This window comes from Streptomyces sp. NPDC004721, assembly GCF_053601495.1.
Genome location: NZ_JBSGBZ010000020.1, coordinates 32,195 through 52,431 on the forward strand (window position 1 = coordinate 32,195; position 20,237 = coordinate 52,431).

The window sequence follows — 20,237 nt, forward strand, 5'->3', positions numbered from 1 at the left end:
ATTGAGTGGTTTTGCTCGCGCGCGTTGCCCAAGCGATGCCAACTGATGTTGGTCATCGGGTCCTGGGATGCGGGATAATGGCTTGGAAGCAATGTGTTCGATGCCGGTGTCGCGTGTCCTGTGCCGTTCTGGGCAGGGATCGCGCGCGTGCCCTTTCGGTGGGCCGTCGGCTTTGACGATGAGCTGGGTTTCAGGAAGGGGAACGAGCATGGCGGCCATGAAGCCGCGGACGGGTGATGGCCCGCTCGAGGTGACCAAGGAGGGGCGGGGCATCGTCATGCGCGTTCCGCTCGAAGGCGGCGGTCGGCTCGTCGTCGAGTTGACCCCTGACGAGGCCGACGCGCTCGGCGACGCCCTCAAGAAGGTCGTCGGCTGACGCGGAAGCGACCATACCCTTTCAGTAGCCCCGGCATCGTACGCGGTGTCGGGGTCGCTGTTTGTGCGGGGCCGCGCGACACGCGGGTGACGCGAGCGCTCAGCGTTTGACGGCGCACAGCAGTCCGTCGCCCACCGGCAGCAGGGAAGGCGTCAGGTCGGGGCTCTCGCGCACCGTGCGCAGCAGCTCCCGCAGCCGCACGACCTCCGTCGGCTGCGGTCCGGAGTCCACCGTCCGCCCGTGCGCGAAGACACCCTCGAAGGCGACGAGGCCTCCCGGGCGCAGCAGGCGCAACGATTCAGCGAGGTACTCGGGGAACTCCTGCCGGTCGCCGTCGCAGAACACGAGGTCGTATCCCGCGTCCGCGAGCCGGGGCAGCACGTCCAGGGCGCGGCCGGGGATGAAGCGGGCGCGGTTGCCGGCGAAGCCCGCGGCGCGGAACGCCTGGCGGGCGAACTGCTGGTGCTCCGGCTCGGGATCGACGGTGGTCAGCACCCCGTCCGGCCGCATGCCGTGCAGCAGGTGGATCCCGGAGACCCCGGTGCCGGTGCCGATCTCCGCGACCGCCTTGGCGTCCACGGTGGCGGCCAGCAACCGCAGCGCGGCGCCCGCGCCGGGCGACACCGAGCGCAGCCCTGCATCGCGGGCCCGCTCACGGGCCCAGCGCAGCGCGTCGTCCTCGGCGACATAGGCGTCGGCGAACGCCCAGCTCGTCTGCCGGTTGCCGGTAATGACCCTCTCCTGTCCCCGTGGTTGCCTGGGCGTGACTGTATCCGTTGGGGCCGGGAACCCGCAGATGGGACCGGTCGTTTGAAGGGTGAGGAAGTGACACGGGGCGCGAGGAAGGCGTGGACGGGGGGTATGGGATGGATCGGGACACCGAGCAAGTGCTGACGCAGTCGCACCAGCCGTGCCAGCACGTGTCAAATTCTCGTAAAACTGCTTATCCGGAGCTAACGGGCGAGGTGGCTATGGTAGGGGCTCCACTGGACACCACCAGAGCCGACAGGGGAGGTGCGGCTGCGCCTGCAGATCGGGGAAGAGTGCTACGGCGCTTTCTCGGATCGGCGGGCAGGCCGAAATCCGTGACCAACACCGCTGCTGACGTGAGCCACACCGCCGAATCCACCCATACCGCGACCTTCTCGACCGACGCGGACGGGCAGGCGTGGACTCCGCCCACCTGGGAGGAGATCGTCAGCACGCACAGCGGCCGTGTCTACCGCCTGGCCTACCGCCTCACCGGCAACCAGCACGACGCCGAGGATCTCACCCAGGAGGTCTTCGTCCGCGTCTTCCGCTCCCTGTCGACCTACACGCCGGGCACGTTCGAGGGCTGGCTGCACCGCATCACCACGAACCTCTTCCTGGACATGGTCCGCCGCAAGCAGCGCATCCGCTTCGACGCCCTCGGCGACGACGCGGCCGAGCGGCTGCCCAGTAAGGAGCCCACTCCGCAGCAGCTCTTCAACGACGCGCACTTCGACGCGGACGTCCAGCAGGCCCTGGACACCCTCGCGCCCGAGTTCCGTGCCGCCGTCGTCCTGTGCGACATCGAAGGACTGTCGTACGAGGAGATCGCCGCGACCCTGGGCGTCAAGCTCGGTACGGTGCGCTCCCGCATCCACCGCGGCCGTTCGCAGCTGCGCAAGGCCCTTGCGCACCGCTCGCCGCAGGCCCGGGCCGAGCGCCGCGGCTTCGTGGCCCCGGTCCCCGTGTTGGGGGGAGGGGGCGCGACCGCGTGAGTGGATCACGACCGGACCCCGCGGGGCGCCTCGCGGAACAGCATCTGGGAGACCGGCTCGCCGCCCTCGTGGACGGCGAGCTCGGTCACGACACGCGTGAGCGTGTCCTGGCGCACGTGGCCACCTGCCCGAAGTGCAAGGCGGAGGTCGACGCACAGCGCCGTTTGAAGAACGTCTTCGCCCAGGCGGCCCCACCGCCTCCCTCCGAGAGCTTCCTGGCCCGCCTCCAGGGCCTCCCGGGGGGTGGTACCGGCGGCGGTGGTGGTGGTTCGCCGCTGGGCGGCGGAGGGCTGCCCGGAGGGCTGTCCTCAGGCTCCGGGGTGTTCGGGGTGGAGCGCGGCGAGCAGTTCGAGTTCGGGTATGTGCCGGCCCGGCCGCATCCCGCCGTCCCTGCCGAGGATCGCGGCTTCCGGATCCACCCCGTCAGCCGTCCCGACAGCGAGCGGTCCGCCTCGCGAGGGCTGCGGTTCGCGTTCGTCGCCGCCGGGGCCGTGTCGCTGGCCGCGGTCGCCCTGGGCGGGGTGACCACCGGCTCGGCGGGTGACACCGCGACGGAGGCGCGCGGCTCCGGGACCGGCAGCAACGTGACTCCGGCGCGCACGGCGGGTGCGGGCGCGGCGTCGGCCTCCGACACCGCGCGGCGCCGCCAGTCGGCCGCGCCGCAGTCGGGCCAGGGGCAGCGGTCGTCGGGCTCGGCGCAGGCTGTCTCAGCGCCGCCGGCCGCACCGCTGCTGCCGGGGGCCGTGCCTCCCGGCGGGCAGACGCAGAACGTGATGCATCCGCTGACCACCCCGGTGGTCGCGGGCGCGGCCGTCATGTCGCCGTTGATACGTCCGCTCACCGCGACCCCGCCGATCTCCCTGACCTCGTGGTCCGCCGACCCGGGACTCACGACCCCGGGCCTGCTCACCGCGCCCTCTCCCACCGCTTCCTCCTACACCGCGCACTGACCGGTCCCTGCGCCCCGGCCCGGGAACCTGGTTGAATCCACAGTGGTCGCGCCCATGACACCTGTCGGGGCGCGGAGTCGACGACGCACGGCCACCGAACGACGAGCCGTGCCGCGACCCGCTGTGGGGAGAACATGAACGAGGGCAAGCCCACGAAGTCCGCCCGCCCGAAGTGGTGGAGCCGCGCAGTCCCTCCGGACGACCGGCCGGAGGGCACGTCCGGTCCCGCCTCGGCCGCCGACGCGGCCGGGACGTCCGCCCAGAGTGTGGCAGCCGGTGGGTCCGTGGTCGATGAGGAGCAGGGCGCGGCCCCCGCACGCACCGACGCAGACGGTGACTACGAACTGGACCGCCCGCTCCAGGCCTCCGGCGCCGCCCCCGACACGGGCGACTTCGAACTCGCTCGGCCCCGCCCGGCATCCACCGGGGCGGAGGACGCCCTGTCCGCCCTTGCCGCCGAAACGGACCACGCATCGGCGGCACCGGCAGCGTCGGCTGCGCCCGCCGCACCTGCCGTGCCCGCGGCGCCCGGCGAGCCTGCCGTACCTGCTGCGCCTGCCATGCCTGGGGTGCCCGGCGAGCTCGCCGCACCCGCCGCACCTGCCGTGCCTGCCGAGCCTGCGGCGCATAGTGAGCCTGCCGTACTCGCCAAGCGTGGTGTGCCCGGCGCACCTGGCGTGTCTGCGGCGCCTGGTGAGGCTGCGGCGCACGGCGAGCCTGCCGCACCTACTGCGGCGCCCGCCGCAGCTGCCGAGCCTGGGGTGCCCGGCGAGCTTGCCGCACCCGCTGTGCCTGCCGTGCCCGCGGCGCCCGGCGAGCCTGCTGCGCCCGCTGCGCCCGCCGTACCTGCCGCGCCGGTGACTCCGGTCGGGCCCGGTGTTCCCGGGGTGTCCGCCGAGATGGGTGCCAACCGGCCCGTGGAGGGGGCGTCCGGGGCCGTTGACGCCTCCGTCGTCTCCGGCGAGCGGCCCAGGCCGTTGCACGATCCCGATCCCTACAGCACCCCTCCGTACGGTGAGCCCGGTCCCTGGGCTCCCGCCCCGCCCGTGCAGCACCCGGCGGTGACGCCCGCCCAGGGCGCACCCGCCCTCTCCTCCGGCACCCCTGCACCCGCCCCCCAGGGCTCGCCCGCCGTGGACGCCCAGCCGTACGGGGCGCCCACGGTGCCCCAGCCGGGCGCTCCGGCTCCCACGCACCCCGCGCCCTCCGGCCTCCCCTCGCAGCCGCAGGCCCCGGCCGCCGCACCGCAGGAGGCGCCGCCCGCGGACGCGATGCCGGCGGGCGTGCCGCAAGGAACCCCGCTCGGGGGCGACCCGTCGCACGGTGTGCCCGCCCAGGCAGTGGGTGACGGGCACGGCATGCCCGCCTCCGGCGCTGCGGAGACCCACCCCGGGGCCGGCCCCGCCGACCCCTGGGGGCGTTACGACCCCTGGGCCGGTGGCCAGGTCGCCGCGCCGTTGCAGCAGAGCGGGGTCGGTGTGCTCAGCGTCGAGCAGCGGCACCGGCGGGTCACACGGGCGCTGGTGAGCGGGGCCGTGGTGCTCGCGCTGGTGTCCGGAGCGCTTGGCGGGCTGGCCGGGGCGTACCTCGAGCGCAACGGCGGCGTGGGCACCGTGGAGCTGCCGCAGGCCGGGAAGGAGCCCGCCGGACGCGCCCCGGACAGTGTGGCCGGGATCGCCGCGCGGGCCCTGCCCAGCGTGGTGACGCTGCACGTCAGCGGCTCCGGCGAGCAGGGCACCGGCACCGGGTTCGTGCTCGACCGCCTCGGCCACGTCCTCACCAACAACCACGTCGTGGAGAACGCCGCCTCCGGCGGCGACATATCGGTGACCTTCAGCGGCGGCCAGACTGCCAAGGCCAGGATCATCGGCCGGGACGCCGGATACGACCTCGCCGTCGTTCAGGTCCGCGGCGTGCGCGGCCTGACCCCGATCCCGCTCGGCAACTCCGACAACGTGCAGGTGGGAGACCCGGTCGTCGCCATCGGCGCGCCGTTCGACCTGGCCAACACCGTCACCTCCGGCATCATCAGCGCCAAGGAGCGCCCCATCACGGCCGGCGGCGAGAAGGGCGACGGCAGCGACGTGTCCTACGTCGACGCCCTCCAGACCGACGCCCCGATCAACCCGGGTAACTCCGGCGGCCCCCTCCTCGACGCCCGCGGCCGGGTCGTCGGCATCAACTCCGCCATCCGCTCCGCGGACACTGGCTCCGACCTGCAGACCGGCCAGGCCGGTTCCATCGGCCTGGGCTTCGCCATCCCCGTCAACCAGGCCAGGCGCGTCGCCGAGGAGCTGATCAACCACGGCAAGGCCAGCCACCCGGTGATCGGGGTGACCCTGGACATGAACTACCCCGGCGACGGAGCCAGGGTCGGCGCCAAGGGCCGGGACGGCCGACCGCCGGTCACTTCCGGCGGTCCCGGTGCCAAGGCGGGCATCAGGGCCGGAGACGTCATCACCGCGGTGGACGGCCAGCGCGTCCACTCGGGCGAGGAGTTGATCGTGAAGACACGCGCCCACCGCCCCGGCGACCGTCTGGAGCTGACCGTCGAACGCGACGGAAAGGCACGGAAGGTCTCCCTGGTACTCGGGTCCTCGAACAGCAACTGACACAAAACGTGCGCAACAAGCCGGAAAACCCGTCGTGTACACGCAGTCCGACACCTCGGGGCAGTACCGGTCGGGCACGTTGGCCGGGTACCGTGGATCCGGCCCGGACCACGGACAGCCCCACACAGACCGGACCACCCGAGGGCCGAGGACCGAGGACATCGCAAGGAGCTTCAGGTGTTCAATGACATAGGACCGCTCGAGCTGCTGACGATCATCATCGTGGCCGTGCTCGTGTTCGGTCCCGAAAAGCTCCCGAAGGTCATCCAGGACGTGACACGCACGATCCGGAAGATCCGTGAGTTCTCGGAGAGCGCCAAGCAGGACATCCGCAGCGAACTCGGCCCGGAATTCAAGGACTTCGAGTTCGAGGACCTCAATCCCAAGACGTTCATCCGCAAGCAGCTGGACAACGACGACCTGGGGCTCAAGGAGATCCGCAACGGCTTCGACCTGAAGAAGGAGATGGCCGAGGTCACGGACGCGGTGAACGGCAACGAGTACGACTCCTCGGCGTCCTCCACGTCCTCTTCGGGGTCCGCGGGCTCTTCGGGGTCCTCGGGTTCGGCCGGCGGCCGGATCGACATGACCAAGAAGCCCGAGGCCGCCGCTCAGGAGGAGCGCCCGCCCTTCGACGCGGACGCCACCTGACCCGTCCCATGTGACGCGTTTCACGCCGCGCACGGCCCGTGCGCGGCGTGAAACGGCGGTACCCGCGACCCACGCGCCGAGAGGTTTCCCGGCTGCCCGAAGCGGGATGGATATGCTGCCGAGTTGTTGTGCGGACCGGACGAGTACGCCCGAAGGGGGGCGGGACACCCCGGTTCGACGAGAGCGAGGAGGCCACCGGGCACATGGAGACGACAAGTCGGGCAGGCGCGCAGGCGCCGGCCGCGGAGGGCGGACAACAGTCACCCTTCGCCCGGCGCACGGCCGACGGTTACCTGCTGGCGCCCTTTCCCTGGTACGGCCTCGACGAGGCCTTCACGGGGCCGCGCTGGCTGATGCAGGTCGGCACTTCGGCCGACGGTTCCGTGGAACACGGTTCGACCGGGCACGGCGACGAGCCGTCCGTACGCAACGAGTCCGTGTCCGGATCGCCGGACGAGCCCAAGGAGAGGTTCGCGGTCGTCGTCACCGTCGCAGCCCAACCCGTACGGCGCCTCGCCGACGGCACGGGCCAGCTGGAGGCCACCTCGGTCTCCTCGGCGGCCTGGTTGGCCGCGGTGGGCCTGCTGTCCTTCACCTGGCCCGGGCAGGTGGACCACACCCTGCGGGACGACTGGCTGGAGCAGCAGACGGAGACCGCGTGGGAGCTGGCCGACGACCTGTCCGGCCCGGAGTGGTCCACGCTCTCCCTGCCCGTGGACGGCGTCCCGACGCCGTTCTACTACCGGGAGTCGGAGTTCGGCTGGGTGCTCGCCGGTTCCACCTCCCAGGGCGTCCACGTGGGGGCGTACGGCAGGGGCATGAGCGCGTACGGGCTCGGCTTCGCCATGATCAAGGACATCAACGCGTACGCCTGACCTCACACGGCACTCGGCGTACACGGCGGACACGGCACGAAGGGGCGCCGTCCACGCGGGACGGCGCCCCTGTCGCCGTACGGGCGGTACGGGCCGCCACGGCCCTCGTACGGCCTAGAACTTGTTCCTCGGGGTGATCCCCAGCGACAGTCCCGCGAGGCCCCGCTGCCGGCCCGCGAGCTTGTCGGCGATCGCCCGCAGGGCCGAGCCCGCGGGGGAGTCCGGGTCGGTCAGGACGACCGGCTTGCCCTCGTCGCCGCCTTCGCGCAGGCGGACGTCGATCGGGATGGAGCCGAGTACCGGGACCGTGGCACCGGTGGTGCGGGTCAGACCCTCGGCGACCGCCTGGCCGCCGCCCGTGCCGAAGACGTCGACCATCTCGTCGCAGTGCGGGCAGGGCAGGCCGGACATGTTCTCGACCACGCCGACGATCTTCTGGTGGGTCTGCACGGCGATGGAGCCCGCCCGCTCGGCCACCTCGGCCGCCGCCTGCTGAGGCGTCGTCACCACCAGGATCTCGGCGTTCGGCACCAGTTGGGCCACGGAGATCGCGATGTCGCCGGTGCCGGGCGGCAGGTCCAGCAGGAGGACGTCCAGGTCGCCCCAGTACACGTCCGCCAGGAACTGCTGGAGCGCGCGGTGCAGCATCGGCCCGCGCCAGACGACCGGCGCGTTGCCCGGGGTGAACATGCCGATGGAGATGACCTTCACGCCGTTCGCCGACGGCGGCATGATCATGTTCTCGACCTGGGTCGGTCGGCCGTCCGCGCCCAGCATCCGCGGCACGCTGTGGCCGTAGATGTCGGCGTCGACCACGCCCACCTTCAGACCGTCGGCCGCCAGCGCCGCCGCCAGGTTCACCGTCACCGAGGACTTGCCGACGCCGCCCTTGCCGGAGGCGACGGCGTAGACGCGGGTGAGGCTGCCGGGCTTGGCGAAGGGGACCTCGCGCTCGGCCTGGCCGCCGCGCAGCGCGGTCGTCAGCTCCCGGCGCTGCTCGTCGCTCATCACGTCGAGCGTGACGTCGACCCGGGTGACGCCCTCGACGCGGGAGACGGCGTCGGTCACCCGCTGGGTGATCGTCTCGCGCATCGGGCAGCCGGAGACCGTCAGGTAGACGGTGACCGCGACCGCTCCGTCCGTGCCGATCTCGACCGATTTGACCATGCCGAGCTCGGTGATGGGCCGGTGGATCTCGGGATCGTCAACCGTCGCCAGAGCTGCGCGCACCGCGTCTTCCGTAGCCATAAGGACGATGGTACGGCGCTCCGTGCGGGCCCCGGGACCCCGTCACCGGTCGTCCATGTCACGTGCGTGCGGGTGATCCGCCGGGAATACCCCGTGCCGGCGGTGACCGTCGACGGTCCGCTCCTCCAGCTCCTTGACCAGGTCCTGGAGCTCCGAGCGCATCCAGTCGCGGGTCGCCACCTCGCCCAGGCCCATGCGCAGCGCGGCGATCTCGCGCGTCAGGTACTCGGTGTCGGCGATCGACCGCTCGTTCTGCTTGCGGTCCTGTTCGAGGTTGACCCGGTCCCGGTCGTCCTGCCGGTTCTGCGCCAGCAGGATCAGCGGGGCGGCGTAGGAGGCCTGAAGGGACAGGGCCAGGGTCAGGAAGATGAACGGGTACTCGTCGAACCGCAGATGCCGGGGCGCGGCCACGTTCCACAGCACCCAGACGATGATCACCACCGTCATCCAGACGATGAACCGCCCGGTGCCCAGGAACCGCGCGATGCGCTCGGACAGCCGCCCGAAGGCATCCGGGTCCCACTCCGGCAGCAGCCGGCGCCGGGGCGGGCGCGGCTGGTCCAGCCGACCGGCCCGCGGCCGCCCGGCGGCGGTGGCCCCCACCGGCCGCTCGCGGATGACCTCTCGCTCAGCCGCCATGCGTCGCCGCCCCCTCGTCCAGGTCGTACTCCGTCTCCCGCCAGTCGTCCGGCAGCATGTGGTCCAGGACGTCGTCCACGGTGACCGCGCCGAGCAGCGAGCCGGACTCGTCGACGACGGGCGCCGCCACCATGTCGTAGGTCGCGAAGAACCCGGCGACGACCGGCAGCGTGGCGTCGGGCGCGAGGGGTTGCAGGTCGTCGTCGAGGATCGAGCCGACGAGGGTGTAGGGCGGGTCGCGCAGCAGCCGCTGGAAGTGCACCGTGCCCAGGTACTTCCCGGTCGGGGTCTCGTCGGGCGGGCGGCACACGTAGACCTGGGCGGCCAGCGCGGGGGAGCGGTCGCGGTTGCGGACGCGGGCCAGGGCGTCGGCGACGGTCGCGTCCGGGCGCAGCACGATCGGTTCGGTCGTCATCAGGCCGCCCGCGGTGTGCTCCTCGTACGACATCAGCCGGCGCATGTCGGCCGCGTCGGCGGGCTCCATCAGCCCCAGCAGCCGCTCCTGCTCCTCCTGCGGCAGCTCGGCGAGCAGGTCGGCGGCGTCGTCCGGGTCCATCGCCTCCAGCACGTCGGCCGCGCGCTCGCCCTTCAGCTTGCCGAGGATCTCGATCTGGTCGTCCTCCGGGAGCTCTTCGAGGACGTCCGCGAGCCGGTCGTCGTCCAGCGCGGCGGCGACCTCGGCACGCCGCTTGGAGGACAGGTGGTGCAGCACGTTGGCCAGGTCGGCGGGGCGCAGCTGCTCGAAGGTGGCGAGCAGGCTCTCCGCGCCCTGCCCGTGCTCCTCCAGCGAGAAGCCGGTGACCGCGGACCACTCCACGGTCAGGGCTTCTCCCCGGTTGCGCCGGAACGCGCCGCCCTTCCTGCCCTTGCGCACGAAGACACGGTCGACCTCCCAGTCCCGGCGCGCGGACAGCTGCCGCACCGACATGTCCAGGACCGTGACCTCCTCGCCGGTCTCCACGAGCGTCACCCGCCGGTCGAGCAGTTCGCCGAAGACGAGACGTTCGGTGGGGCGCTGCTCGAAGCGCCGGACGTTGAGCACGCCTGTGGTGATGACCTGGCCCGACTCGATGCCGGTCACCCGGGTCATGGGCAGGAAGATGCGGCGCCGGGTGGCGAGTTCGACGACCAGCCCGAGCAGACGGGGCGGCCGGCGCCCGACGCGCAGCATGACGACCAGATCGCGGACGCGGCCCACCTGGTCGCCCGTCGGGTCGAAGACGGCGACTCCGGAGAGATGCGATACGAAGATCCGGGGGGCGCCCGCTGCCATGGCTGCGCCTCCTTTGCACTGCTGTGTGGTGCGTGTGTTGCGTGTCGTGTGTGCCGGGTTTCTTTTCCCAAATGCCCGCTCAGGTGCGCTTCAGGCTAGCCCGTCCACCTCGGATACGCCCTGGTGAGGGTCCGGACGAGCCGGGTCCGCCGGGCGCCCTCGGCCCCGGTACGCTGCCGTACGCCGCTCAGGACACCCGTCAGAAAGGCAGCTCCACCTGTGACCGTGATTCCCCAGGGCCGTACCCGCCGGGCCGCGCTGACGAGCGCGCTGTGTGCTCTGGTCGTCGCGGGCGCGGGTCTGACGGGGTGTTCCGGGGACGATCCGAACGCGGGCACCAACGGGGTGGGCAGACTCCCGGCCGACAAGATCCAGGCCAGGACGAAGGCGGCGGCCGCCACCGCGGATACCGTGCACCTGTCCGGGAACGTGGTCAGCAACGGCCGTACGTACCGGCTCGACATGCGTCTGAAGGACGACGGCGGCTCCGGTTCGGTCACCTCGGAGGGGGTGACCTTCGGGCTGCTGCGGGTCGGGGAACAGCTGTACCTGAAGGCGGACGCCGAGTTCTGGGGGAAGGTCGACGGCAGCGGCAAGGCCACCGGGGCCGCCGACAAGCTGGACGGCAAGTACGTGAAGGTGCCGCAGGGCGACCCCGCGTACAAGCGGTTCAGCGGCTTCACGGACAAGGACGTCCTCCTCGACGGGCTGCTGACACTGCACGGCGCGCTGGCGACCGACGGGCACCACGCGCAGGCGGGCGTCCGCACGATCCGCATCACCGGCGGCAAGGGTTCCGGCGGCACCCTGGACGTCTCCCTGGAGGGCACGCCCTATCCGCTGCGCCTGGTGCGCGCGGGCGACGCGGGGACGCTGAGTTTCTCGGACTGGGGCAAGGACTTCGCCGTGGCCCAGCCGGCGAAGGACGAGACGGTCGACTACGGCAAGCAGTTGCCGACGTCCTGACCTCCGTGCCCCTCCCCGGTTTTTTGGAGGAGGCTACTTCCGGCGCCGTCGCTTCACCAGCAGCCTCGGCAGCCCGGCCGGGACCGGCCGGCGGGTCGTCGCCGGGGTCGGCAGCGGTGCGTCGGCCAGCGAGCCCTCCGGCAGCGGCGCGGTCGTCCCCGTGGGCTCCAGGCGCAGTACCCGGCACTCGCGGGCCCAGCGCGCCGTCATGGCCTCGCCGTCGGGCGCGTTGAGCCGCTTCCCCTTCAGCTCGGCCACGACCTCCTGCCACCGCGGGGTGTCCGGCGCGACCTCCACGACCCGCGCGGCCCAGGTGACCAGGCGGCCGCCCTTGTCCTTGCTGCGCACCGTCACCTCGGCGGCGGCCCCGTCGGCCAGTCCGGGCAGCGGCTGCTCGCCGGGCCCGTCGCCCACCACGCACGCGGCGCCCTCGTGCCAGACGTGCCACAGGGCACGCGCCGGGACGCCGGGGCCCTTGACCCAGATGAGGCCGGACTTCTTCGTGGCCTCCTCGACGAGGGCCTGGTCGAGCAGCTCGGTGTTCATGGCAGAAGAGTAACGAGCCCGCTCACAGCCAGCCGTTGCGCTTGAGCGTGCGGTGGATGCCCAGGCAGATCGCGGCGGTGACCGCCACGATCAGCGGGTAGCCGAACTTCAGGTGCAGCTCGGGCATGTACTTGAAGTTCATGCCGTAGACCCCGCAGACCATCGTCGGTACGGCGATGATCGCGGCCCAGGCCGTGATCTTCCGCATGTCCTCGTTCTGGGCGACGGACGCCTGCGCCAGGTTGGCCTGGAGGATGGAGTTGAGCAGCTCGTCGAAGCCGATGACCTGCTCCTGCACACGGGCCACGTGGTCGGCCACGTCCCGGAAGTACTTCTGGATGTCCGGGTCGATCAGCCGCATCGGACGCTCACTCAGCAGCTGCATGGGCCGCAGCAGCGGCGACACCGCCCGCTTGAACGCCAGTACCTCGCGCTTGAGTTGGTAGATCCGGCCGGCGTCGGTGCCGCGCGGGGTGCCGCCCCGGCCCGGCGAGAACACCTCCGTCTCGACCTCGTCGACGTCCTCCTGCAACGCGTCCGCGACCGCCATGTACCCGTCGACGACGTGGTCGGCGATGGCGTGCAGCACCGCGGAGGGGCCCTTGGCCAGCAGCTCGGGGTCGTCCTGCAGCCGGTGCCGCAGCGCGCGCAGCGAGCCCTGCCCGCCGTGCCGGACGGTGATGAAGAAGTCCCGGCCGGTGAAGCACATCACCTCGCCGGTCTCCACGATCTCGCTGTTGGCGGTCAGCTCGTCGTGGTCCACGTAGTGGATGGTCTTGAAGACCGTGAAGAGCGTGTCGTCGTAGCGCTCCAGCTTGGGCCGCTGATGGGCCGTGACCGCGTCCTCCACGGCCAGCGGGTGCAGCCCGAACTCCCCGGCGATACCGGCGAACTCGGCCTCGTTCGGCTCGTGCAGGCCGATCCACACGAAGCCCCCGTCGCGCCGCACCTGGCGCATCGCCTCCTGCGGGGTGAGCGGGCGGTCGGTCGGGACACGGGAGCCGTCGCGGTAGACGGCGCAGTCCACGATGGCCGAGGGCGTGGCCGGGTCGCGCGTGGTGTCGTACGCGCCGTCGTCCTGGCGCGCGGCCGTGCGGGAGGGGCGGACCACGGAACGCAGGTCGCGGATCATCGACATGGCGGGGCTCCTTCGCAGTGAGCGACGAGGGCCGCCGACGGCGGTTGGAACTGCCCGGAATGAGGACGTGGTGGCCTCAAGGATGTTTGGCACGTCCACAAAGCGGGGAGCACCGCACCGTCGCGGTGGCGAGCTTCGTCACTGGTTCAGATCAGACAGATCAAACGAAACGAAGTGCTCTTCCGTATGACGTGCGCGAGGGCACGAACGCGAGAGGTGGCGGCCGACCGGAGTCAGAGCGACGACATCAGCGGCGGGAAGAGCGGGTGCTACTGCACGGTCGACTTCGATCCATGACAGCCCCACCTCCTCCGGCCGGTCCCTCGTAAGGGAGTCCCTTCGGCGTCAGGGCCGGATCGAGACCTCCCAGGGCTGAACACCTGGGGGGCATCCCGCTGCGCGCTGCCCCGGACGACCGGCCAAGAGTATCAGCAGCCCGGTGTGTCAAGGTGCCGCTTTGCCTGCCGCTGACGAGTTCTATGCTCGCCGCATGGCTGATGTTCTTCCTTTGGTAGAGGCCCGGTTGTGTTCCGCGCTGGGTGAACCGGACGCCCGCGCCGCGGTCACCTTCCTCGGCACGGACCGGCTCGAGGTGCTGCGCTTCCACGAGGGGGACATCGTCCGGTACGCCACCCTCGGCATGTCCACGCGGCCCATGTCCGACCCCACCGCGCTGCTCGCCGACCCGGTCAAGGGGCCGCGCGTGGAACTGGTCCTCTCCGTCCGCGCCGGACTCGCCGACACCGACAAGGTGCTCCGCCCGCTTGCCGTGCTGGGAGCGTCTCCGCAGGTCGAGGGCGTGGTCGTGGCGCCGGGTGCCTCGCTCGACGTGGGCGAGCCGCTGTGGCCCGGCGCGTCCTTCACCTCGGTCCTGGTGGCCGAGCCGGGCGGCCTGGTGGAGGACCTGGAACTCGACGAGCCGCTGGACCCCGTACGGTTCCTGCCGCTGCTGCCGATGACCCCGAACGAGGCCGCCTGGAAGCGGGTGCACGGCGCGCAGGCCCTGCGCGAGCGCTGGCTGAGCCACGGGACGGACCTGCGGGACCCCGCCCGCGGTTCCGTCCCGCTGGAGTGAGCAAGCTCACCAACAGGCCGCCGGTCGGCGTCAGTTGGCGAAGACCGTGACGCTGTCCTCGGTGGCGTGCCGCGGCTGGAGCTCCTCCGCCTCGTGGTCGAGGGCTCGCCGTCGGACGGCGACCACCACCGCGCCCGCCACCGCGGTCGCTCCCGCGACCACGAACGGCACGTGGATGTCCGTCCACTCCGCGATCTTCGGCGCGAAGAAGGGCGCGGCCGCGGCCGCGAACCAGCGCACGAAGTTGTAGCCCGCGCTCGCCACCGGACGGGGGGCCTCCGACACTCCGAGGGCCAGCTCGGTGTAGACGGTGTTGTTCACGCCGATGAAGGCGCCGGACAGGATGGTGCAGACGACGGCGGTGGTGTGGTCGCCGTAGCCGAGGACGACCACGTCGGCGGCCAGCAGCACCAGCGAGCCGCCGAGCACCTTCAGCGAACCGAACCGCGCCTGCATGCGCGGCGCCACCACCACCGAGAACAGCGCGAGCAGCACACCCCAGGCGAAGAACACCGCACCCGACTTGTACGGGGTCATGTTCAGCACGAACGGCGTGAAGGCCAGCACGGTGAAGAACGTGTAGTTGTAGAAGAACGCCGAGACCGCAGCCGAGGCCAGGCCGCCGTGGCCGAGCGCCTTGACCGGGTCCAGCAGGGAGGTCTTGCGGGCCGGCTTCGGCTGCTCCTTCAGGAACGCCGTGATGCACAGGAAGCCGACGGCCATCAGGAACGCGGTGCCGAAGAACGGATAGCGCCAGCTGGCGTTGCCGAGCAGCGCGCCGAGCAGCGGGCCGCAGGCCATGCCGAGGCCGAGCGCCGACTCGTAGAGCAGGATCGCCGCCGCGCTGCCGCCCGCCGCCGCGCCGACGATCACCGCGAGGGCGGTGGAGACGAAGAGCGCGTTGCCGAGGCCCCAGCCGGCCCGGAAGCCGACGAGCTGGGCGACGGAGCCCGAGGTGCCGGCGAGTCCGGCGAAGACCACCACGAAGGCGAGGCCGAGCAGCAGGGTCTTGCGGCCGCCGATGCGGCTGGAGACGAAGCCCGTCACCAGCATCGCGAAGGCGGTGATCAGGAAGTACGAGGTGAAGAGCAGGGAGACCTGGCTCGCGGTGGCGTTCAGTCCCTTGGCGATGGAGGGCAGGATCGGGTCGACGAGCCCGATGCCCATGAAGGCGACGACGGACGCGCCGGCCGTCGCCCAGACCGCCCTGGGCTGTCGCAGGATGCTTCCCGCGCCCGCGTCGAACGGGTCGTCGCCCTCCGCGGGACCTCCTGTGCTGCTGTGCATGCTGCTCCCTCCGATCGTTGCTGTTTACACATAATAAGTTAGCTACCCTAATTGATGCAACATGCATCTAGTTGAGCGTGGCCGGGTGCCCGGGCCGGACGGGTGATCGTCCTTGACGTGGCGCTGCCGGGGTAGGACCGTGGGGCCCTATGAGGGGCGAACCCAGTTGCCCGAAGTGCGGTGGCCGGGTCAGGGCTCCCGGACTCTTCAGCGATTCCTGGCAGTGCGACGTGCACGGGACCGTGTATCCGCTGCAGCCCGTGATCCCGCCCAGCGTCGAGGCCCTCGGTGTCGTGGTGCGGCGCACCCAGGTGCCCGTGTGGATGCCGTGGCCCCTGCCGGTCGGCTGGCTGTTCACGGGCGTGGTCTATGCCGGGGACGACCGCAGCGGCGGCCGGGCCACGGCCGTGGCCTGTTCCGGACCCGGTCCGCTCGGCGGCATGGGGGAACTCATCCTGGTCGCCGAGGAACTCGGCGTCGGCCTCGGCGCGCGCTACGCCGGCATCGACGGTCCGGACCCCGGCACCTACCTGGACGTGGAGAAGCCGCCCGACGCCAAGGTCCTGGCCGGCGGCCGCCCCACCCCGCTGTGGCACGTGTCCGGCGCCCCGGACGACCGTGCGGTCTTCGCGGGCGAGGCGCTCGGGCTGTGGCTGTGGGCGGTGGTGTGGCCCGAGCAGTCCGGGCTGCTGATGTACGACGAGCTGGTACTGGCCGACCTGCGGGACGCGGGCGCCGAACTCGAACTGGTCCCGTGCGGGGCGCTGTCGCCGCGACTTCTCCATCCGTAGGGGCCGCCGGGAGCCGCAGGGAGTGCGTGAGCGCGGGGGTGCGTGAGCCGCAGGAGTGCGTGAGTCGTAGGGGGCGCACAGCTCTCGCGGGTGTGACACGGCACCCCTGGGCGCCCGTTATCCTGAGGTGTCCCCTTCCGTCCCGTCAGAGCCTGGAGTCCGTGTCGTGCGCATCGACCTGCACACCCACTCCAACGCGTCCGACGGCACGGACACCCCTGCCGAGCTGGTGCGCAACGCCGCCGCGGCGGGTCTGGACGTCGTCGCGCTGACCGACCACGACACCACTCGTGGGTACGCCGAGGCGATCACCGCGCTCCCCGAGGGGCTCACCCTCGTCACCGGTGCCGAGCTCTCCTGCCGTGTCGACGGCATCAGCATGCACCTGCTGGCCTACCTCTTCGACCCCGCGGAGCCCGCGCTGCTCGCCGAGCGCGAGCTGGTCCGCGACGACCGGGTCCCGCGGGCCAAGGCCATGATCGCCAAGCTGAACGCGCTGGGCGTGCCGGTCACCTGGGAGCAGGTCGCGCGGATCGCCGGCGACGGCTCGGTCGGGCGGCCGCACGTCGCCTCGGCGCTGGTGGAGCTCGGCGTCGTACCCACCGTGAGCGACGCTTTCACCCTGGACTGGCTGGCCGACGGCGGCCGCGCCTGGGTCGAGAAGCACGAGACGGACCCCTTCGAGGCGATCCGGCTGGTCAAGGGCGCGGGCGGAGTGTGTGTCTTCGCCCACCCGGCGGCGGCCAAGCGGGGCCGTACGGTGCCGGAGCCCCGTATCGCCGAGATGGCCGCGGCGGGGCTGGACGGTCTCGAGGTCGACCACATGGACCACGACCCCGACGCCCGTGCGCGGCTGCGCGGGCTGGCCGGCGAACTGGGTCTGCTCGCGACCGGCTCCAGCGACTACCACGGCAGCCGCAAGACCGTCCCGCTCGGTGAGTTCACGACGCATCCCGACGTGTACGGGGAGATCACGCGGCGGGCCACCGGCGCCTTCCCGGTCCCGGGGACCGGCGGGGTCTGAGGCCCGCCTCCCCCGCCCTCACGTCACCTCTCTCTTCCTCAAGGCCTCTCACCGATGTTCGACGCTGCCGTTTTCGGTTCCCTGTTCCTCACCCTTTTCGTCATCATGGATCCCCCCGGGATCACCCCGATCTTCCTCGCGCTGACCGCCGGACGACCGGCCAAGACGCAGAAGCGGATGGCTTTCCAGGCCGTCTGCGTGGCCGGCGGGGTCATCGCCGTCTTCGGCGTGCTCGGCAACCAGATCCTGGGCTACCTGCACGTGTCCGTCCCGGCGCTGATGATCGCCGGCGGGCTGCTCCTGCTGCTGATCGCGCTCGACCTGCTCACCGGCAAGACCGACGAACCCAAGCAGACCAAGGACGTCAACGTCGCGCTGGTCCCGCTCGGCATGCCGCTCCTTGCCGGTCCCGGCGCGATCGTGTCCGTGATCCTCGCTGTGGAGAAGGCCGACAGCGTGGCCGGCCAGGTCTCGGTGTGGTCGGCGATCCTCGCGATCCATGTGGTGCTGTGGCTGGTCATGCGCTACTCGCTGCTGATCATCCGGGTCATCAAGGACGGCGGTGTGGTCCTGGTGACACGGCTGGCGGGCATGATGCTCTCCGCGATCGCGGTGCAGCAGATCATCAACGGGGTCACGCAGGTGATCCAGGGCACCTGAGCGCGTACATGCGCGAAGCCCCCGTACGGCAGCCGTACGGGGGCTTCGAAGCTTCTGCGGTGGTCCGCGTCTGTTATGAGGCCGGGGTCTCGGCCTCTGTCACGAGGCCGTGGTCTCGGCCGGGCGGATCCACAGTCGCTGCCCGACAGCGGCGGCCTGCTGAACGATCCGGTTGACGGAGGCGGCGTCCACGACGGTGCAGTCCACGGGCGTGCCGTCGACCTCGTCGAGTCGCATGATTTCGAAGCGCATTGCCTCTCCCTTCGTCTGGTCATCCTCCTGAGGAGAACTACTGGCTTCACCCGGGTTCAACGACCTGCACGATGCAAACATTCCCTACGCTAAGGAAATTTTTCGAATGTCTAATCAGTGACCGGTAAGACAGCTTCAATTGACCGACCGGGACCGGTTGTGTTCGCAGCGTGACCGCCGGGACAATGGAAGGCGATGAACGATGACCTCGCGGGGCTGTCCGCCCGCATCGACCGCACGAACGAGTTGCTGGAACGCATGCTCGCCGAGGTGGCGAAGACGCCCTCGACCCATGCGATCTTCGTCGACGCCGGGTACCTCTACGCGGCGGCGGGGCGGCTGGTGGCCGGGACGGAGGACCGCCGCGCCTTCGACCTGGACGCCGAGGGGCTGATCGACGCGCTCATCGACCGGGCCCGCACCATCTTCGCCGACAGCCGCCTGCTGCGCGTCTACTGGTACGACGGCGCCCGGCGCCGCATCCACACAGCCGAGCAGCAGTCGATCGCCGAACTGCCGGACGTCAAGGTCCGCCTGGGCAACCTCAACGCCAACAACCAGCAGAAGGGCGTGGACTCCCTCATACGCACGGACCTGGAGTCACTGGCCCGCCACCGTGCCATCAGCGACGCCGCGCTGCTCGGCGGCGACGAGGACCTGGTGTCGGCGGTGGAGGCCGCCCAGGGCTACGGCGCCCGGGTGCACCTGTGGGGCATCGAGGCCCCCGACGCCCGCAACCAGGCCGAGCCGCTGCTCTGGGAGGTCGACAGCCAGCGCACCCTCGACCTCGAGTTCTTCAAGCCGTACGTCTCCCGGCGCACCGCCCCCGCGTACGACCCCGCTCAGACGGCCCGCCCGACCCGCGAGAACGTCCGCTTCGTGGGCGCGCAGATCGCCGCCAAGTGGCTCGCGGCGCGCGGCCGCGAAACCCTGGCGGAACTGCTCCCCGGGCATCCGTATCTGCCGGGGTCGGTGGACCAGGACCTGCTGGTCGAGGCCGAGGGCATCCTCCAGTACTCCCTGCGCGGCCAGGCGGACCTGCGACGCGCGCTGCGGGACGGCTTCTGGGAGCACCTTCAGACGCAGTTCTAGCCGGCCGTCCGGTCCTCCGTGTCCCAGAAGCCGGCGAGGGCGTGGGCGGTGGCGAGCGGCTGGTCGCAGTTGGGGGAGTGCTCGGCCCCCTCGACGACCGTGCGCCGGGCGCCCAGCCGCCGGGCCATGTCGTCCAGGAGGGGCACCGGCCAGGTGTCGTCCCGCGCGCCCGAGAGCACGTGGAACGGCAGCGACAGGGCGGCGAGTTCGGCGACGCGGTCCGGCTCGGTGCACAACTGGAGCCCGGTCGCCAGCAGTTGGGCGGGTTTGTGGCCCAGCCAGCGGCGGCGCAGGTCCGCGCGGTCGTCGAGGCCCGCGTCGAGTCCGGCGCCGGTGTCGGTCTCCTCGGGCGGTTCCATCGCCTGGATGACCTCCCACACCTCGGCCATCGACATCACGCCGAGCGCGTCCCGCAGCAGTTTCACGCGCTGCTGCTGGGAGGCGGAGATCTGCGCCGGGCCGGAGGCCATCAGGGTGAGCGAGGCGAAGGGGGAGTGGTCGAGGAGCACGGCCGCGCGTGCGATCTGCCCGCCCAGCGAGTGCCCGAGCAGATGCAGCGGCGTGCCGAGCGCCTCCGCCTGCGCGAGGACGTCCCGGGCGAGTTCCCTCTGGGCGTACGCGGAGTCGTCGTCCACCGGCCCGTCCGACTCGAACTGCCCGCGGCCGTCCACGGCCACCGTGCGGTACCCGCGCGCCGCGAGCGGCTCGTGCAGCGGGTTGAAGTCCTCCTTGCTCCCGGTGAACCCCGGCAGCAGCAGCGCGGTGCCCCGCGGCTCGGCACCGGCCGCGACGGGCGCGTCGACCACGGCGAACTCGCCGCGCGCGGTGCGCAGCCGGTAGGCGCGCGCCCCCGGCGGCGGGACGAACGTAGGAGGCCTGCTCATGCGCCGAGGCTATCGGGCACGGCGCCCTCGGGGGCGTGGGGATGGCAGTTCGGGTGAACCGGTCGGCGGTCGGGGTGGACCGGCCGTGTCCTGCCGTGTACGCCGGCGGCCCGGTCCCACACGGAGTGGGCCGGGCCGCCGGGTTGTACGGGC

21 protein-coding genes are annotated in these 20,237 nt (G+C 71.7%); 12 read left to right on the plus strand and 9 right to left on the minus strand.

Annotation, left to right across the window (positions count from 1 at the left end; translation table 11 throughout):
- The first annotated feature begins 208 nt into the window (after nt 1-208).
- Complete coding sequence (locus tag ACWEK3_RS19960) at nt 209-376, plus strand: DUF3117 domain-containing protein (protein WP_003966491.1); 168 nt, start codon at nt 209-211, stop codon at nt 374-376.
- A 99-nt stretch (nt 377-475) separates the two neighbouring features.
- On the opposite strand, the gene ACWEK3_RS19965 is transcribed toward ACWEK3_RS19960, so the two are convergent.
- Nucleotides 476-1,174 carry an O-methyltransferase gene (locus tag ACWEK3_RS19965; RefSeq protein WP_361427233.1) on the minus strand — a complete coding sequence of 233 codons (699 nt, stop codon included), beginning with the start codon at nt 1,172-1,174 and terminating at the stop codon, nt 476-478.
- Nucleotides 1,175-1,419: 245 nt separating this feature from the next.
- Here ACWEK3_RS19965 and sigE point away from each other — a divergent pair, with 245 nt between their 5' ends.
- The 5 genes from sigE to ACWEK3_RS19990 all read left to right on the plus strand — a co-directional run bounded on the left by sigE (nt 1,420) and on the right by ACWEK3_RS19990 (nt 7,209).
- The gene (gene sigE, locus ACWEK3_RS19970; RefSeq protein ID WP_453250233.1) at nt 1,420-2,121 is read left to right on the plus strand and encodes an RNA polymerase sigma factor SigE; all 702 of its coding nucleotides are present in this window, start codon (nt 1,420-1,422) and stop codon (nt 2,119-2,121) included.
- Nucleotides 2,118-3,071, plus strand: a complete 954-nt coding sequence (locus ACWEK3_RS19975; protein ID WP_453250234.1) for a zf-HC2 domain-containing protein — start codon at nt 2,118-2,120, stop codon at nt 3,069-3,071. The genes sigE and ACWEK3_RS19975 overlap by 4 nt, the downstream gene beginning before the upstream one ends.
- An 899-nt stretch (nt 3,072-3,970) precedes the next feature.
- Complete coding sequence (locus tag ACWEK3_RS19980; protein ID WP_453250235.1) at nt 3,971-5,683, plus strand: trypsin-like peptidase domain-containing protein; 1,713 nt, start codon at nt 3,971-3,973, stop codon at nt 5,681-5,683.
- Nucleotides 5,684-5,860: 177 nt separating this feature from the next.
- Nucleotides 5,861-6,334, plus strand: coding sequence for a sec-independent translocase (locus tag ACWEK3_RS19985; protein WP_450543268.1), 474 nt, complete (start codon nt 5,861-5,863; stop codon nt 6,332-6,334).
- A 203-nt stretch (nt 6,335-6,537) separates the two neighbouring features.
- Entirely contained in the window at nt 6,538-7,209 is a 672-nt protein-coding gene (locus ACWEK3_RS19990; protein WP_390727597.1) for a hypothetical protein, read from the plus strand.
- 114 nt (nt 7,210-7,323) lie between these two features.
- On the opposite strand, the gene ACWEK3_RS19995 is transcribed toward ACWEK3_RS19990, so the two are convergent.
- From ACWEK3_RS19995 to ACWEK3_RS20005, 3 genes are read right to left on the minus strand one after another with little or no spacing between them, the layout of a single operon-like run.
- Entirely contained in the window at nt 7,324-8,457 is a 1,134-nt protein-coding gene (locus ACWEK3_RS19995; RefSeq protein ID WP_450543270.1) for an Mrp/NBP35 family ATP-binding protein, read from the minus strand.
- A gap of 42 nt (nt 8,458-8,499) precedes the next feature.
- Nucleotides 8,500-9,096: a DUF1003 domain-containing protein gene (locus ACWEK3_RS20000; protein WP_376545666.1), complete on the minus strand. Its 597-nt coding sequence runs from the start codon at nt 9,094-9,096 to the stop codon at nt 8,500-8,502.
- Nucleotides 9,086-10,369 (minus strand): magnesium transporter MgtE N-terminal domain-containing protein, encoded by a 1,284-nt coding sequence (locus ACWEK3_RS20005; protein ID WP_361414356.1) that lies wholly within the window; start codon nt 10,367-10,369, stop codon nt 9,086-9,088. The genes ACWEK3_RS20000 and ACWEK3_RS20005 overlap by 11 nt, the downstream gene beginning before the upstream one ends.
- A gap of 219 nt (nt 10,370-10,588) precedes the next feature.
- Here ACWEK3_RS20005 and ACWEK3_RS20010 point away from each other — a divergent pair, with 219 nt between their 5' ends.
- A complete protein-coding gene (locus tag ACWEK3_RS20010; RefSeq protein ID WP_450543272.1) occupies nt 10,589-11,335 on the plus strand; it encodes a hypothetical protein in 747 nt (248 codons plus the stop codon).
- Between the two features lie 33 nt (nt 11,336-11,368).
- Here ACWEK3_RS20010 and ACWEK3_RS20015 read toward each other — a convergent pair whose 3' ends face one another.
- Both ACWEK3_RS20015 and ACWEK3_RS20020 read right to left on the minus strand, forming a co-directional pair.
- The gene (locus ACWEK3_RS20015; RefSeq protein ID WP_390873909.1) at nt 11,369-11,881 is read right to left on the minus strand and encodes a hypothetical protein; all 513 of its coding nucleotides are present in this window, start codon (nt 11,879-11,881) and stop codon (nt 11,369-11,371) included.
- Nucleotides 11,882-11,903: 22 nt separating this feature from the next.
- Nucleotides 11,904-13,019: a magnesium and cobalt transport protein CorA gene (locus ACWEK3_RS20020; RefSeq protein WP_450543274.1), complete on the minus strand. Its 1,116-nt coding sequence runs from the start codon at nt 13,017-13,019 to the stop codon at nt 11,904-11,906.
- 490 nt (nt 13,020-13,509) lie between these two features.
- Between ACWEK3_RS20020 and ACWEK3_RS20025 the strand changes: the two genes are divergently transcribed.
- Nucleotides 13,510-14,094 (plus strand): suppressor of fused domain protein, encoded by a 585-nt coding sequence (locus ACWEK3_RS20025; RefSeq protein WP_453250236.1) that lies wholly within the window; start codon nt 13,510-13,512, stop codon nt 14,092-14,094.
- Nucleotides 14,095-14,124: 30 nt separating this feature from the next.
- Here the strand turns inward: ACWEK3_RS20025 and ACWEK3_RS20030 are convergent, their stop codons facing one another.
- Complete coding sequence (locus ACWEK3_RS20030) at nt 14,125-15,381, minus strand: MFS transporter (RefSeq protein WP_450543278.1); 1,257 nt, start codon at nt 15,379-15,381, stop codon at nt 14,125-14,127.
- A gap of 149 nt (nt 15,382-15,530) precedes the next feature.
- Here ACWEK3_RS20030 and ACWEK3_RS20035 point away from each other — a divergent pair, with 149 nt between their 5' ends.
- The 3 genes from ACWEK3_RS20035 to ACWEK3_RS20045 all read left to right on the plus strand — a co-directional run bounded on the left by ACWEK3_RS20035 (nt 15,531) and on the right by ACWEK3_RS20045 (nt 17,856).
- Nucleotides 15,531-16,172 carry a DUF6758 family protein gene (locus ACWEK3_RS20035; protein ID WP_225075451.1) on the plus strand — a complete coding sequence of 214 codons (642 nt, stop codon included), beginning with the start codon at nt 15,531-15,533 and terminating at the stop codon, nt 16,170-16,172.
- Nucleotides 16,173-16,338: 166 nt separating this feature from the next.
- The gene (locus tag ACWEK3_RS20040) at nt 16,339-17,196 is read left to right on the plus strand and encodes a PHP domain-containing protein (RefSeq protein WP_453250237.1); all 858 of its coding nucleotides are present in this window, start codon (nt 16,339-16,341) and stop codon (nt 17,194-17,196) included.
- 54 nt (nt 17,197-17,250) lie between these two features.
- A complete protein-coding gene (locus ACWEK3_RS20045; protein WP_365424524.1) occupies nt 17,251-17,856 on the plus strand; it encodes a MarC family protein in 606 nt (201 codons plus the stop codon).
- A 99-nt stretch (nt 17,857-17,955) separates the two neighbouring features.
- On the opposite strand, the gene ACWEK3_RS20050 is transcribed toward ACWEK3_RS20045, so the two are convergent.
- Complete coding sequence (locus tag ACWEK3_RS20050; RefSeq protein WP_100568199.1) at nt 17,956-18,108, minus strand: hypothetical protein; 153 nt, start codon at nt 18,106-18,108, stop codon at nt 17,956-17,958.
- A gap of 195 nt (nt 18,109-18,303) precedes the next feature.
- Here ACWEK3_RS20050 and ACWEK3_RS20055 point away from each other — a divergent pair, with 195 nt between their 5' ends.
- Nucleotides 18,304-19,200 carry an NYN domain-containing protein gene (locus ACWEK3_RS20055; RefSeq protein ID WP_450543282.1) on the plus strand — a complete coding sequence of 299 codons (897 nt, stop codon included), beginning with the start codon at nt 18,304-18,306 and terminating at the stop codon, nt 19,198-19,200.
- Here ACWEK3_RS20055 and ACWEK3_RS20060 read toward each other — a convergent pair.
- On the minus strand, nt 19,197-20,084 hold the full coding sequence (locus ACWEK3_RS20060) for an alpha/beta fold hydrolase (protein ID WP_453250238.1): 888 nt from the start codon (nt 20,082-20,084) through the stop codon (nt 19,197-19,199). The two genes, ACWEK3_RS20055 and ACWEK3_RS20060, sit on opposite strands and share 4 nt — an antisense overlap.
- Nucleotides 20,085-20,237: the final 153 nt, after the last annotated feature.